The sequence below is a fragment of the Pseudomonas sp. URMO17WK12:I6 genome, assembly GCF_003253625.1.
Classification (GTDB): domain Bacteria; phylum Pseudomonadota; class Gammaproteobacteria; order Pseudomonadales; family Pseudomonadaceae; genus Aquipseudomonas.
Genome location: NZ_QKYZ01000006.1, coordinates 284954 through 298248 on the forward strand (window position 1 = coordinate 284954; position 13295 = coordinate 298248).

14 protein-coding genes and 1 pseudogene are annotated in these 13295 nt (G+C 61.0%); 4 read left to right on the forward strand and 11 right to left on the reverse strand.

Annotated elements, in window-relative coordinates; translation table 11 throughout:
* Nucleotides 1–24: 24 nt before the first annotated feature.
* Nucleotides 25–867 (reverse strand): PhzF family phenazine biosynthesis protein, encoded by an 843-nt coding sequence (locus F475_RS13705; RefSeq protein WP_111454114.1) that lies wholly within the window; start codon nt 865–867, stop codon nt 25–27.
* Nucleotides 868–890: 23 nt separating this feature from the next.
* Nucleotides 891–1598 (reverse strand): glutathione binding-like protein, encoded by a 708-nt coding sequence (locus tag F475_RS13710; protein WP_018925387.1) that lies wholly within the window; start codon nt 1596–1598, stop codon nt 891–893.
* 307 nt (nt 1599–1905) lie between these two features.
* Here F475_RS13710 and F475_RS13715 point away from each other — a divergent pair, with 307 nt between their 5' ends.
* Nucleotides 1906–2580 carry a histidine phosphatase family protein gene (locus tag F475_RS13715; RefSeq protein ID WP_086945078.1) on the forward strand — a complete coding sequence of 225 codons (675 nt, stop codon included), beginning with the start codon at nt 1906–1908 and terminating at the stop codon, nt 2578–2580.
* 63 nt (nt 2581–2643) lie between these two features.
* Here F475_RS13715 and mnmH read toward each other — a convergent pair whose 3' ends face one another.
* Together mnmH and selD are read right to left on the reverse strand one after the other, a co-directional pair.
* On the reverse strand, nt 2644–3747 hold the full coding sequence (mnmH, locus tag F475_RS13720) for a tRNA 2-selenouridine(34) synthase MnmH (protein ID WP_111454115.1): 1104 nt from the start codon (nt 3745–3747) through the stop codon (nt 2644–2646).
* Nucleotides 3747–4781 (reverse strand): selenide, water dikinase SelD, encoded by a 1035-nt coding sequence (gene selD, locus F475_RS13725; RefSeq protein ID WP_111454116.1) that lies wholly within the window; start codon nt 4779–4781, stop codon nt 3747–3749. Before selD ends, mnmH begins: the two co-directional genes overlap by 1 nt.
* Nucleotides 4782–5089: 308 nt before the next feature.
* On the opposite strand from selD, the gene F475_RS13730 reads away from it, so the two are divergent.
* A complete protein-coding gene (locus F475_RS13730; RefSeq protein ID WP_111454117.1) occupies nt 5090–6046 on the forward strand; it encodes a nucleoside-specific channel-forming protein Tsx in 957 nt (318 codons plus the stop codon).
* A 24-nt stretch (nt 6047–6070) separates the two neighbouring features.
* On the forward strand, nt 6071–7105 hold the full coding sequence (locus F475_RS13735; RefSeq protein WP_018925382.1) for a purine nucleoside permease: 1035 nt from the start codon (nt 6071–6073) through the stop codon (nt 7103–7105).
* Between the two features lie 93 nt (nt 7106–7198).
* Here the strand turns inward: F475_RS13735 and F475_RS13740 are convergent, their stop codons facing one another.
* From F475_RS13740 to F475_RS13750, 3 genes are all read right to left on the reverse strand, one after another.
* Nucleotides 7199–8155 carry a zinc-binding alcohol dehydrogenase family protein gene (locus F475_RS13740; RefSeq protein WP_018925381.1) on the reverse strand — a complete coding sequence of 319 codons (957 nt, stop codon included), beginning with the start codon at nt 8153–8155 and terminating at the stop codon, nt 7199–7201.
* 29 nt (nt 8156–8184) lie between these two features.
* Nucleotides 8185–8358 (reverse strand): DUF1427 family protein, encoded by a 174-nt coding sequence (locus F475_RS13745; RefSeq protein WP_007933035.1) that lies wholly within the window; start codon nt 8356–8358, stop codon nt 8185–8187.
* A gap of 96 nt (nt 8359–8454) precedes the next feature.
* Entirely contained in the window at nt 8455–9243 is a 789-nt protein-coding gene (locus F475_RS13750; RefSeq protein WP_111454118.1) for a helix-turn-helix domain-containing protein, read from the reverse strand.
* 145 nt (nt 9244–9388) lie between these two features.
* Here F475_RS13750 and F475_RS13755 point away from each other — a divergent pair, with 145 nt between their 5' ends.
* Nucleotides 9389–9616, forward strand: coding sequence for a DUF6555 family protein (locus F475_RS13755; protein WP_086945082.1), 228 nt, complete (start codon nt 9389–9391; stop codon nt 9614–9616).
* A gap of 72 nt (nt 9617–9688) precedes the next feature.
* Here the strand turns inward: F475_RS13755 and F475_RS13760 are convergent, their stop codons facing one another.
* From F475_RS13760 to F475_RS13770, 4 genes and pseudogenes are all read right to left on the reverse strand, one after another.
* Nucleotides 9689–9847, reverse strand: a complete 159-nt coding sequence (locus tag F475_RS13760; RefSeq protein WP_086945083.1) for a metallothionein — start codon at nt 9845–9847, stop codon at nt 9689–9691.
* A gap of 208 nt (nt 9848–10055) precedes the next feature.
* On the reverse strand, nt 10056–10877 hold the full coding sequence (locus tag F475_RS31080) for a methyl-accepting chemotaxis protein (protein ID WP_370695268.1): 822 nt from the start codon (nt 10875–10877) through the stop codon (nt 10056–10058).
* Between the two features lie 36 nt (nt 10878–10913).
* Nucleotides 10914–11738 (reverse strand): annotated as a pseudogene (locus tag F475_RS31085) (cache domain-containing protein); the annotation flags it as partial.
* Nucleotides 11739–11829: 91 nt separating this feature from the next.
* Entirely contained in the window at nt 11830–13146 is a 1317-nt protein-coding gene (locus tag F475_RS13770) for a Na+/H+ antiporter family protein (RefSeq protein ID WP_168206204.1), read from the reverse strand.
* Nucleotides 13147–13295 lie beyond the last annotated feature (149 nt).

Consider the following 13295-nt stretch of genomic DNA (forward strand, 5'->3'; position numbering starts at 1 on the left):
TCGAATACCGCCTGCTCTCACAGGTTAGATCGTCAGCGTTCCGGCAATGCACGTCACGACAGCACCACCAATCCAAATCTCATCTCCCACCTGCTCCACCCGAATCCGCCCGGCGCGCCCCATGGTCAGGCCCTGACTGACGACATAAGATGCCGGGGCCAGCCCTTCGCTGAGCAACCATTGAGCGATTCCGGCGTTCAGGCTGCCGGTGGCCGGGTCTTCCGGCATGCCGTCGCCGGAGATGAATGCACGCACTTCGAACTGCGCCTCAGCACCATCGCGCTCGGGGCGCCATGGCGCGATGACACCGACGGCGAGGCCGAGCATCTGTGCATGATCCGGCTGCAAGTCCAGAATCTGCTGGCGGTCCTCGACCATCACCGCAAGCCAACCGGCCCCGTTGTCGACCCATTGCGTGCGCACAATCGCTCCCGGCGCCAATCCGAGGCCCAGCCGTACACGCTCGACCAGTTCGGCGTCCACCGGGCCGGACTTGAGCAGCGGTGGCGCGAGAAACGCCAGCTCCGCCCCCTGCCGACGCACTCGCACCAACCCGGCACCGCATTCCTGAATGATCTCCTCGCCTTTGGGCACCCCACCGGCCTCGAGCCAGGCATGGCAGGTGCCCAGCGTCGGATGACCGGCGAACGGCAACTCTTGCAGGGTGGTGAAGATGCGTACCCGATAGTCGGCCCGGGGGTCTCGAGGTTCGAGCACGAAAGTGGTTTCGCTGAGGTTGGTCCAGTTCGCGAACGCCGCCATGCGTTCATCGCTGAGCTTGTCTGCGCCGAACACCACCGCCAGCGCGTTGCCCTTGAGCACGACGTGGCTGAAGACATCTACTTGCTTGAAATCGAATGCGCTCATTGCCTGCCTTGGTGATGAAGGATTCAAAGGGATTGCTTGGGGATTTCCAGACCGCGAATTACCGCCGGTCTTGCCAGGAAACGCTCCAGCACACGGGTGACGTTGGGGAAATCCTGGATACCGACCAGGTCGCCGGCCTCGTAGAAGCCGATCAGGTTGCGCACCCACGGAAAAGTCGCGATGTCGGCAATGGTGTAGCGCTCGCCCATGATCCAGTCGCGCCCTTGCAGACGGCCATCGAGGACCTTGAGCAAGCGCTTGCTTTCGTCGACGTAGCGATCACGGGGACGCTTGTCTTCGTAGTCCTTGCCGGCGAATTTGTTGAAAAAGCCGAGCTGGCCGAACATCGGCCCGATACCGCCCATCTGAAACATCAGCCACTGAAGGGTCTCGTAACGCGCTGCCGACTCCTGGGCCAGCAGTTGCCCGCTCTTGTCGGCGAGGTAAATCAGAATCGCCCCGGACTCGAACAGCGCCAGCGGTTGGTCGCCCGGGCCATGGGGGTCGAGGATCGCCGGAATCTTGTTGTTGGGGTTCAGCGACAGAAACTCAGGGGACAGCTGATCCTGAGTGTCGAAGCCCACACGATGCGGCTCGTAGGGCAGCCCGATCTCTTCGAGCATGATCGAAACCTTGACGCCATTGGGCGTTGGCAAGGAATAGAGCTGGATCCACTCCGGGTACTGGGCCGGCCATTTTCGAGTGATGGGGAATGCAGACAAATCGGTCATCGGGAGCTTCCACGGGAAAATCGGAGTGAAGATCATAAGGGGGACGGGGCTAAGATGTGTACTGTGTCCATAAATCCGAAACATCCTGTCGATAACCTTCCCCCCAATCCGTTCAAGGTTGCCGCTAAAGTGCCAGGCACCTGGCCCGGATCGAAGCTCGAATCGAACCAAAAGGGCTTCAGCGGACTCTGAGCATTGCCCTGTTAGAAATGGACCGGGTCAACGACATGGCAAACACCCTATGCTAGGCACTTGAGGTATCAAGGTTTGTCGGCCTTAACCAAATGCGCTGAAGATTACCTATTCGATGATGAATCCTTTGAAACTCACCAACCGCTTCAAACATCGCGCTTATATCTTCCTGCCCGCTCTGTTGGCGGCCAGCGCGTTGTTTTTGTCACTGGAGTCCAGTGTAAGCCGCGCCCAACCGGTGGACGGTACACAGACGCTGGTGTTTTTGCGTCACGCGGAAAAACCGGCCGGCGGCCTGGGTCAGCTCAATTGTCAGGGACTGAACCGCGCCATCGACCTGGCCACCTTGCTGCCGGAAAAATTCGGCAAGGCCAACTACGTGTTTGCCGCCAACCCGACGCGCAATGTAGAGGAAGGCGAACTGGATAATTCCTACAGTTACATTCGCCCCCTGATGACCATCAGCCCCAGCGCGATCAAGCTCGGCTTGCCGGTGAACATCGAATTTTCGGCCAACGACACCAGCGACCTGGCCGATGAACTGCTTCGCGACAAGTATCACAACTCGATCATCTATACCGCCTGGTCTCATGGCTACCTGCCCGAGCTGATCAACAAGGTCGCCGGGGAAGCCGTCGGCTCAGAACAGCGCATCACCGATGACTGGGCATCCAGCGACTATGACTCGCTGTACGTGCTCACGCTGACCTGGCACAACGGCAAGGCCAGCCTGCAGAGCCACCTCTATAAGCAAGGGCTCAATAACGGCCCGGAGACTTGTCCGACGTAAGCGGTCGGGCACCTGCCAGGCCCCATCGCGAGCAGGCTCGCGAAGGGGCCAGTAAAAACAACATCACCCCCGCTGCTTGCCCCGCTCCCGCAAATATTCGAGAACCGCCCCCCGATCCCCGACAAACTCGATCCGCGCCCCCTTCTTCTCCCGCTGAAACACATACATCGGGTCGTAATACTCACGCAGCAACCCTTCGATCCAGCCCCGGTGCAAATCCACCGCGCCGCTATTGGCCTGTTCCGCCAGCGCATCCTCCATCAAGGTCAGCATCCGCCGATGACGTTCGCCGCCCAGGCGTTTCTGGACATTGTTCAGGCTCGCCAACATCCGCTCGGAAAACAGCGTGAAGCCTTCATCGCCATACACCTCGGTGAACTCGGCGCATAAATCCACCACGTAATCGCGCAGGATCCGCTCGACGCGCCCTTCCAGGCTGTCTTCCAGCCAGACCATCGGAAACTGCTGCATGCCCTGATACAGCGGCAACGGCAGCGCACAACTGCCGATCGCGCGGCTCTCGTCTTCGAGCACAAACTGCTCGATACCGCTGGCACGCTTTTTCAGCACGTCCACGGCCAGGCGGTTTTCAAAGTCGATGTTGGAGGGTTGGCCGGTGGCGCGTTTGCCGAAGCTGGAGCCGCGATGATGGGCATGACCTTCAAGGTCCAGCGCGTTGCTCAATTGCGTGAGCACCTCGGTCTTGCCGGTGCCGGTCATGCCGCCCAGCAAAACGAAATCGCACTGGGCAACGGCTTGGTCGAGCGTGTCGAGCAAGAAGGTGCGCATGGCCTTGTAGCCGCCACCGACCCGCGGATAGTCGATGCCCGCTTCGTCCTTGAGCCACTGCTGGGTGATCTGCGAACGCAGCCCACCGCGAAAACAATACAAATAGCCATCCGGATGCGCCCGGGCAAAATCGGCCCAGGCCTGGATACGCTCGGCCTTGGTCGCGCCGGCCACCAATTGATGCCCCAGCGTGATGGCTGCTTGCTGACCGTGTTGCTTGTAGCAAGTGCCGACCCGTTGCCGCTCGTGGTCATTCATCAGCGGCAGGTTGACCACACCGGGGAATGAGCCCTTGAGGAATTCGATCGGCGCGCGCACATCCATCATCGGCCGGTCGTTGAGGAAGATGTCGCGGTAATCGGTGAAGTCTCTGGACATCAAACCACCTCAACCGCGTAGGTCTGTCGCTCAACCAGTTCGCCGATCGGCTGAAGGGCCAGCCCAAGTTCGGCCGCCACCGCCAGGAACGCTGCGTCGCCTTCGGGCTTGACCGCAATCAGCAAACCGCCGCTGGTCTGCGGGTCGCAGAGCACGCGTTTGTGCAACTCCTGGAGCCGACCGACCTTGCTGGCGTAGCTGTCGAAATTGCGCAGTGTGCCGCCGGGCACGCAGCCCTGATCGAGGTAATACTCGACGCCCGGCAGGCGCGGCACACGGTCATAGCCGATGCGGGCGGTCACGTTGCTGCCGTCGGCCATTTCCACCAGATGCCCGAGCAGGCCGAAACCGGTGACGTCAGTCATTGCGGTCACGCCATCGAGCTTGCCAAAACGGCTTCCGGGTTTGTTCAGGGTGCACATCCAGTCGCGGGCCAGGCCGATGTCGGCATTGCGCAACTTGCCCTTTTTCTCGGCGGTGGTGAGGATGCCGATGCCCAAGGGTTTGGTGAGATAGAGCAGGCATCCGGCGGTGGCAGTGTCGTTGCGCTTCATGTGGCGCTTTTCCACCAGTCCGGTCACGGCCAGGCCGAAGATCGGCTCAGGTGCGTCGATGGAATGGCCACCGGCCAAGGGGATTCCCGCTTCATCGCAGACCGACCGCCCGCCGCGAATCACTTCCCGGGCAATCTCCGGCGCCAGCACATTGACCGGCCAGCCGAGGATCGCAATCGCCATCAACGGATCGCCGCCCATGGCGTAAATGTCGCTGATGGCGTTGGTGGCGGCGATACGGCCGAAATCGAACGGATCGTCGACGATCGGCATAAAGAAGTCAGTGGTCGACACCACGCCGCGCTCTTCATCGATGGCATACACCGCCGCGTCATCGCGCGAGGCGTTGCCAACCCAGAGTTTCGGGTCCAGGTTCTGCGCCCCGCTACCGGCCAGAATCACCTCCAGCACCTGGGGCGAAATCTTGCAGCCGCAACCTGCGCCGTGGCTGTATTGGGTCAGACGTATCGGCTCGCTCATGGGATGCACCTTGTGAAGTCAATGGCGAGGATTCTACAGCAACCCCATTTGGCAGAAGCCGCGTAAGAACGATCTTTGTGCAGCGAAACTCACTTTGGTGCATTCAGCTCCCCCGCCTTTCCCCCGCCCCTCGAAATCCTTGACCAAAAGGACAGCAAAACCGCCAATTCCTCCGGCTTTTCAGCGCATTGCGAAAATTGGTATAGCTTGTGCAAACGTTTGCGAGCCGCCGATACCGGCCTGTTCGCCACTTAAACCGCACAAGCCCGCACCACCGGGGCTTCGATCCGCACGAAAAGGGACTTTTAATGCATTGCACCTCCAGTCGCGTGACTTGCTCGCGCACGTTTGCTGTTTCCTTGCTGTTGGCCAGCGTTACAGGACTACTCAGCAGCTCCGCGCTGGCCCAACCGGCCACCACCGAAGAATCCGCCCAGGGCGAAGCCCTCAGTCCTGAAGCCAACCCACCAAAAAAAGGCGCGTACCTGTCGGACTGGTTCAATCAGGACCTGACCGTCATCGGCAGCAAGGACATCAGTTTCGGCCCGCAACCGGCCGACGACATCTACTTGGAATACGAGTACTTCGGCCGCAAGGGGCCGTTCGAGTTGTACGGCTACATCGACATTCCGAAGATCTTCGACATCGGCAACAGCCATGACAAAGGCGTATGGGACCACGGCTCGCCAGTGTTCATGGAGCACGAACCACGGATTTCCATCGACTACCTCGCCGGCCGCAGTCTGGCCGTCGGGCCGTTCAAGGAATGGTACGTGGCGTTCGACTGGATCTACGACCACGGCAGCAACAGTGCCAACCGCGCCAACACGCTGTACAGCGGCCTCGGCACCGACATCGACACCCATTCGCGGGTCAATCTGTCGGCCAACTTCTACGGTCGCTACCAGTGGGAAAACTACGGCGCCAGCAACGAGTATTCGTGGGACGGCTACCGCGCCCAGCTCAAATACATCGTGCCCATCAGCAGTTTCAGCAACGGCGCTTCGTTGACCTACATCGGTTTCACCAACTTCGACTTCGGCTCCGATCTGCACAAGGACAACCCGGCCCGCACCGCCAATGCCACCGTGGCCACCAACGTGTTGCTCTACGCCTTCACCCACTTGCGTTTCACCCTGGTCGGCCGTTACTTCCACAACGGCGGCAACTGGGAGGACGGCAGTGAGTTGAATTTCGGCGACGGCGACTTCCGCGCCCGTTCCAACGGCTGGGGTTACTACGCCGGTGTCGGCTATCAGTTTTAAGGCTCATTTGAATCAGGAGGTTTTATGAAAGCAATGACGCGTATTTCCCTGTCTGTCGGTTTTGCGGCAAGCACCCTGCTCTCTTCCTCTGCCTGGGCGGTAGAAGCGCCGATCCAGCCGAAAGTGATGCTGATCACTATGTTCGCTCCCGAGGCGCAGAACTGGATCGATCGCCTGGAACTCAAGCAGGAAGTGCGAGTACCGGGCCTGTCCGCCGAGTACCCGAACATTCGCTGCAACATCGAACAGGTATGCCTGATGGTCACCGGCATGGGCCAGACCAATGCGGCGGCCTCGACCCTGGCCCTGGCGCTGTCGCCGAAATTCGACCTGCGCAAAAGTTACTTCCTGATCGCCGGGATTGCCGGCATCAGCCCGAAACACGGGACCATCGGCACCACCGCGTGGGCGCACTACCTGGTGGAGTTCGGCACCCAGTGGGAACTGGACTCCCGGGACGCGCCGAAAGACTGGCCGACCGGTTACCTGGGCATCAACACCAAAGGCCCGAACGAAAAACCACCGCTGGATTACAAGACCGAAGTCTTCGAACTCAACCCAAAGCTGCAGGCCAAGGCCTTCGCCCTGAGCCACAAGGTCGAGCTGAGCGAGAGCAAGGAGTCGGCGGCGTGGCGCTTGAAGTATCCGTCGGCCCCGGCCAATCAGCCGCCGGTGGTGACCCAGTGCGACACGCTGGCGGGCAATACCTGGTTTTCCGGGACGCGCTTGAGTGAGCGGGCGGAAGTCTGGACAAAATTGCTGACCAACAACGAAGGTGTCTACTGCACCACTCAGCAGGAAGACAACTCCACCTACGAGGCACTGCTGCGGGCCAGTCGCGAAGGTCTGGTGGATGTCCGCCGTTTGGCGGTGGTACGCGCCGGTTCCGACTTCGACCGGCCGGCACCGGGCCAGAGCGAGGTGGATAACCTGCTCAAATACGCCGATCAGGGCGGGTTTGTGCCAGCACTGGAGAACCTGTACCGCACGGGGAATCCGTTGGTGCAGGAGATTCTGAAGAATTGGTCGGCTTGGGAGAAAGGCGTGCCTGAGGTTTGAGTTCGGCTTGAGGACGCTTTCGCGGGCAAGCCTCGCTCCTACGGTTCGAAATCGACACCAACCTGTAGGAGCGAGGCTTGCCCGCGAAGCTCTTTACGGCAACAAAATCACCTTGTCGCCACTGCCCTGATTCACCTCGGCATACCGTTCCAGCCCCTCGGCCAACGGCGATTCAACTAGCCCTTCCGGCAACGGCAACAGGCCCTGATCGAAAAAGCTTCCGAACTGTTCGAGCATCGCCGCACACGCCTGAACCCCGTACAGCAACGAATTGATCCCTACCACCGAACCGCCCTTGCGATACAGCGCCAGGGCCGGCAATTGCACATGCCCATCCGCCGGCGCGGCGATGATTGCGATGCGACCGAACGCGGCCAGCGCCGGGACCGAGGCCGGTAGCCAGAAACCGGTGGTGTCGAAGATCACGTCGGCGCCGCCGGCATACACGGCGTTGACCTGTGCGCCCAGGTCCTCAGGCTTATCCAGTTGCAGCGTCTGATAACCCTGAGCCTGCAAATCCTTGACCTGCTCCGGCCGCCGCGCCGCCGCCAGCACCTGGGCGCCCCGGACTTTGGCCAGCGCCAATGCTGCGCTGCCCACCGCCCCGCCGCCGATCACCAACAACCGCGTTCCGGTCGTGACAAGACTGCGCTCCAGCGCATCCCACGCCGTGGTGTACGGCACACCGAGGCTGGCAGCCTGGGCAAAGCTCAGATGCGTCGGCTTCAGCGCCACGCCATTGGCCGGCAGTTTGACGAATTGCGCGTGGGAACCGTCGGCAAAGAAGCCCAACTCCCGGCCGGTGCCCCAGACTTCCTGGCCGATCAGCGCCTGCGGGCCTTCGACGACGATACCGGCGAAATCACGCCCGGGAATCCGCGGCAATGTGGTGTAGGGAAAGCGCCCCAGTACGTTTTTCACATCGCTGGGATTGAGGCCCGCCGCCTTGATCTGGACCAGCACTTCGTCAGCGCCGGGAACGGGGGTGGGCACCTCAACGTAGCGCAGGGCCGAGAGGTCGCCGGTTTTGTCGAATTGCAGTGCTTTCATGGGCATTTCCACCAAATGGATAAGAGGTTTCAGGAGATCCAGCCCGCCACCAGTTGCCGACCCAAGGGCCACAACTGCTCACCGGCAAGCATGCCCAGCAGGCCCACCAGCGCGATGGCCGGCGGTGCGGGGGAACGAAAATCCAGCGCGCCATAGAGCAGGCCGACGCCCAGACCGATACCCAACGAGATAAGGTAGTTCATGACAGACTCCGTGGCATAAGGGGGTATGCGCAGAGTCTAGAGAGAGGTCGCCAAGGACGTCGGCCAAGTACTTCTGAATGTCGGCCAAAGCGCTTTTTACGCAGCGCCGCCCCGTTGCTGGCTCACGCAAAACTGCGAAGGCGCGACGCCCAGTTCCCGGCGGAACATGTCGCTGAAGCTGCTCGGCGAATAACCCAGTTCCCGGGCTATCGCGCTGACCGGTACGCCCTGAATCAATTCGGCCGCCGCGGTCGCCAGTTGCACTTGCCGCCGCCATTCGGAGAAGCCCATGCCCAAACCGTCCTTGAACAACCGCGCCAGGGTACGCACGCTGGCACCGGCATTTTCGGCGTGCTGCTCGAAGGGAATGTCCAGCGACGGTGAGGCCATGACCGCCTGGCACAGGTTCATCAGCCGCCGGTCGGAATCGTCCGGTAGCGGTATTTTCAGCAATGAGCGCCGGGCGCGCTTGAGCTCCAGCAAGGCCAGGCCGACCAGCGCGTCGTAGTAATCCGGGGCACCGTCGTCGCCCTGCTCCACCAACCCGACGATCAGTTCGCGCAGCAAGCCGCCGACTTCAATCACTTGCACACTGTCGTCCAGTGTCGCCGCCAATGACGGCCGCAGGTAGATGTTGCGCATCTGCAAGTCAGAGACCACGCGAATCCCGTGCGGCACACCCGGCGGCAGCCAGACCGCCCGTTGCGGCGGCACCACCAGTGCTTCATTGGGCGTCTCGACCCACATCACGCCGCTCATCGCGTACAGCAACTGGCCCCACGCATGTTCGTGAGGCTCGATATACAACCCACGTGGGTAAGTACGCGCCAGCGGTTGCACGGGCACATCGGTATCGCTTAAATCAGGGGGGGCGGCCTTGGCCATAGGCTAGGATCATTAGGGGACGGAAAGGCTCCATGGTAGCGAGGCGTGCGACGTGTCGCCAGTCGCTGTAACCGACTGACAATCCGACGGAATTTTTCGCGCGCCTCACGATCCTTCTATAACAACAGGGAGGAATACAGGCTTTATGAACAACGCAAAGCTTTTCGTCATTGAATACACACTTCATGGCAAGCCTAAGTCTTTCATCATCCGCCAGGACAAAATGGACAACGCAGAAGCCTGGCACTGGGCCAGTTGCGATGCCGGCGTAGGCCGGATCCCTCGTTTTGGCCGTGAGCGGGTGCAAAAGACCAGCAAACCTGTGGCGGAAAAATTCGGCGTCGAGAACGTGACCTGGCGGCCGACGAGTTGAACGTTGAACGGGAGGGTGAATATTCGAACTGAAAGTGGAGCCGCAGCGGCTCCACTTTTTTTGGATGAGCGGTCAGTGCTTAGCGCACTTGCAGCCTTTGGTGGAACATTCTTCGCCGTGTTCGTGATGTTTGGCGCAGCCTTCGCAGCAATAGTGCTTGCCGTGACGCACGATGGGGTGATCGCCCAGTTTGCAGGAGCATTTCGGGCAGTCGCAGGTACCGTCGTTCATGAGTCTGACTCCATAGTTAGGGTCGTCCGGGTGCCGCGGGTGCGCGGCACCTGAAGCAAATGACCGCCCGTTGCAGAAACCGGTTCAAACAGATGCCTGGACGGAGTTTGCTTACTATTGAGGGTAGTCGCGATGTGGCTCCCCCGTAGCAGCAGCCTCGCGGGCTCGGCAGCTGCTACAGATCGCAAAACGCTCTCAGCGACATCAATCAAATACGGAATTGCCCGACCAATTGTCCCAGGCGCTGACCGAGATCGGCCAGGCTGCGCGAGGTTTGCGCGCCGCGCTGGGTTTCGTCGGCGACGCTGTCCACCGCCACGGCGATCTGGTGCACGCTGCGGTTGATCTCTTCGGCCACGGCGGTTTGCTCTTCGGCGGCGCTGGCAATCTGCGCGTTCATCGAGTTGATGGTGCCGATCAACTGGGCCATGGCGTCCAGCGACGCCCCGGCCTCGTTGGCCTGGGCCGACGTGCCGTCGCCGGCTTCGCTGGAGCGGCGCATGGACTCGACCGCCGATTGAGTGCCGGCCTGCAAGCGGTCGATCATGCCCTGGATTTCCTGAGTACTGATTTGCGTGCGACTGGCCAGCGCCCGCACTTCGTCGGCAACCACCGCAAAACCACGTCCGGCCTCACCGGCGCGGGCCGCTTCAATGGCGGCGTTGAGCGCCAGCAGGTTGGTCTGCTCGGCAATCGAACGGATCACCCCGAGCACGCTGACAATCGACGACACGTCTTTCTGCAGGCTGTCGAGGGACACGCCGCTGCTGCGAATGTCGTTCACCAGTGCATGAATTTTCACGATGCTGCCGGCCACCACGCGCTTGGCGGCTTGGCCTTCTTCGTCGGTCTGCTGGGCAGCGACCGCGGCGTTTTGCGCGCTCTTGGCCACTTCCTGGGCCGCCGCCGACATTTGGTTGATCGCCGTGGCCACCTGATCGGTCTCGTGGCGCTGGCGCTCCATGGCCTGATCCGAGCGTTGGGCCTGATCGGAAACCTGATTCACCAGCCCGGTCAGTTGCGAGGTCATTTCGGTGATCTGCCGCACCAGGCTGTGGATCTTGTCGACGAAACGGTTGAACGAGCCGGCCAGTTCGCCGAGTTCATCCTGGCTGGTGATGGTCAGGCGCCGGGTCAGGTCGCCCTCGCCCGCCGCGATGTCGTCGAGGTTGGCTTTCATCAGGTTCAGCGGACGCAGAATGGTATTGGCCAGCAGCATCCCGGCCGCGGCGATCACCAACAGCACCAGCACGGCAATCCCGACAATGCTCAGCACCACGCCTTGCATGCGTTCCTGGACCTTGATCTCGACCAGCGCCACTTGCGCTTCAATGCCGTCGAGGTTGACCGAGGTGCCGACCGCCATGTCCCACTTCGACAGGTATTCGGTGTAGCCGAGCTTGGGCACCTGTACTTGGGTATTACCAGGCAGTGGCGAGCTGTATTGCAGGTAGTGGGTACCGTCCTTGGCGACTTTCACCAGGTCGCGGTTAACGTAGATGCCGTTCGGGTCGCGGTTGTCCTTGAAGCTCTGGCCCACGCCTTCGGGGCTGTTGGCCTTGAACAGGCGCACGGTGTTGGAGTCGTAGCCGAAGAAGTAGCCGTCCTTGCCGTAGGTGATACTCGACAGCAACTTGATCACCTGCGCCCGCGCCGCGTCATCGCCGGGAGCGGCCGCGTCGTAGAGCGGTTTGATCGCGGTCATGGCCACGGCAACGTAGCTTTGCAGGGTTGCCTTGGCATCGCTGAGCAGGCGCTGACGGGTTTCCTCGACTTCCTTGCGGGCCTGTTCCTGCAGAATGAACAGCGTGGTCAGGCTGATGACCAGCGCAAAGAGCAACACCGGGAGGACGGCAAGGGACAGGACTTTGGCCTTCAGGCTCATGCGCATGACGTTCACTCTTTTGATTTTATTGGCGTGGTTAAAGGCTATAACGGCACGCCAGATCAAAAGTTGAACGCGGTCCCACAAGGTAGAGTGGTTACAGAACCATCGCCGCCACCCAACCGAACGCCAGCAACGGCAGGTTGTAGTGCAGGAAGGTCGGGACCACGGTGTCCCAGATGTGGTGATGCTGGCCGTCGATGTTCAGACCGGAGGTCGGGCCCAGGGTCGAGTCCGACGCCGGTGAACCGGCATCGCCCAGCGCGCCGGCAGTGCCGACGATGCACACGATGGCGATCGGGCTGAAGCCCAGTTGCACGCACAACGGCACGAAAATCGCCGCCAGAATCGGTACCGTGGAAAACGACGAGCCGATGCCCATGGTCACCAACAGGCCCACCAGCAGCATCAACAGCGCCCCGATGCCTTTGCTGTGGTCGATCCACGAGGCCGAGGACTCCACCAGTGTCTGCACATGACCGGTGGCTTTCATCACTTCGGCAAAACCGGACGCGGCGATCATGATGAAGCCGATCATCGCCATCATCTTCATGCCTTCGGTGAACAGGTCGTCGGTTTCACGCCACTTGACGATGCCCGACGCCGAAAAGATCAGAAAGCCCACCAGCGCCCCGATAATCATCGAGTCCAGCAACAGCTGAATAATGAACGCCACGACAATCGCCAGACCGGCGACCATCAGGCTCAAGGGGTTGTACTGCACCGCGACCTGTTCGACTTGCTCGATCTTTTCCAGGTCGTAAACGCGCTTCTTGCGGTAGCTGATGAAGGCTGCCGCGAGGCCAAACACCATGCCCAGCGCCGGAATGCCCATGGCATGGGTGACGTTGATGCCGCTGATGTCCACCCCGCTACGGGCGACGTTGGCCAACAGGATTTCATTGAGGAAGATGTTGCCGAAGCCCACCGGCAGGAACATGTACGGCGTGATCAGCCCGAAGGTCATCACGCAGGCGATCAACCGCCGGTCCAGTTGCAGTTTGGTCAGCACATATAAAAGAGGCGGCACCAGCAACGGGATAAACGCGATATGAATCGGCAAAATGTTCTGCGAGGCGATGGCCACCACCCAGAGCAGGCCGATCAGCAGCCATTTGACATTGCCGCCGCCGTTGGTGTGCTGGCGATCGACCATGGCCAGGGCTTTGTCCGCCAGGGCGTGGGCCAGGCCGGACTTGGCGATGGCCACGGCGAACGCGCCGAGCAAGGCGTAGGACAACGCCACTGTCGCCCCGCCGCCGAGGCCGCTGTTGAAGGCTTTGAGGGTCGCATCGATCCCCAGGCCACCGGTCAAACCACCGACCAGCGCGCCCACAATCAGCGCGATTACCACATGCACGCGGGACAGGCTGAGTATCAGCATGATGCCGACCGCGGCAATTACTGCATTAATCATCGTTACCTCAAGGCAAGCGGAAAGAGTCCGTCCGGCAGTGCGCACAAGCGCCGCCAGCGGATTGAAGAGAGGGTTTTATTAGAGGGCGCGCACTGTGCCGCAGCATCGTCCCCTTGTCAAAGCGAACGGCTATTGCCGATATGTAA

Coding starts and splice junctions, on each gene's coding strand:
- F475_RS13705 (WP_111454114.1), bottom strand. CDS start 867: ATGAGCGCATTCGATTTCAAGCAAGTAGATGTCTTCAGCCACGTCGTG.
- F475_RS13710 (WP_018925387.1), bottom strand. CDS start 1,598: ATGACCGATTTGTCTGCATTCCCCATCACTCGAAAATGGCCGGCCCAG.
- F475_RS13715 (WP_086945078.1), top strand. CDS start 1,906: ATGATGAATCCTTTGAAACTCACCAACCGCTTCAAACATCGCGCTTAT.
- mnmH (WP_111454115.1), bottom strand. CDS start 3,747: ATGTCCAGAGACTTCACCGATTACCGCGACATCTTCCTCAACGACCGG.
- selD (WP_111454116.1), bottom strand. CDS start 4,781: ATGAGCGAGCCGATACGTCTGACCCAATACAGCCACGGCGCAGGTTGC.
- F475_RS13730 (WP_111454117.1), top strand. CDS start 5,090: ATGCATTGCACCTCCAGTCGCGTGACTTGCTCGCGCACGTTTGCTGTT.
- F475_RS13735 (WP_018925382.1), top strand. CDS start 6,071: ATGAAAGCAATGACGCGTATTTCCCTGTCTGTCGGTTTTGCGGCAAGC.
- F475_RS13740 (WP_018925381.1), bottom strand. CDS start 8,155: ATGAAAGCACTGCAATTCGACAAAACCGGCGACCTCTCGGCCCTGCGC.
- F475_RS13745 (WP_007933035.1), bottom strand. CDS start 8,358: ATGAACTACCTTATCTCGTTGGGTATCGGTCTGGGCGTCGGCCTGCTC.
- F475_RS13750 (WP_111454118.1), bottom strand. CDS start 9,243: ATGGCCAAGGCCGCCCCCCCTGATTTAAGCGATACCGATGTGCCCGTG.
- F475_RS13755 (WP_086945082.1), top strand. CDS start 9,389: ATGAACAACGCAAAGCTTTTCGTCATTGAATACACACTTCATGGCAAG.
- F475_RS13760 (WP_086945083.1), bottom strand. CDS start 9,847: ATGAACGACGGTACCTGCGACTGCCCGAAATGCTCCTGCAAACTGGGC.
- F475_RS31080 (WP_370695268.1), bottom strand. CDS start 10,877: ATGACCTCGCAACTGACCGGGCTGGTGAATCAGGTTTCCGATCAGGCC.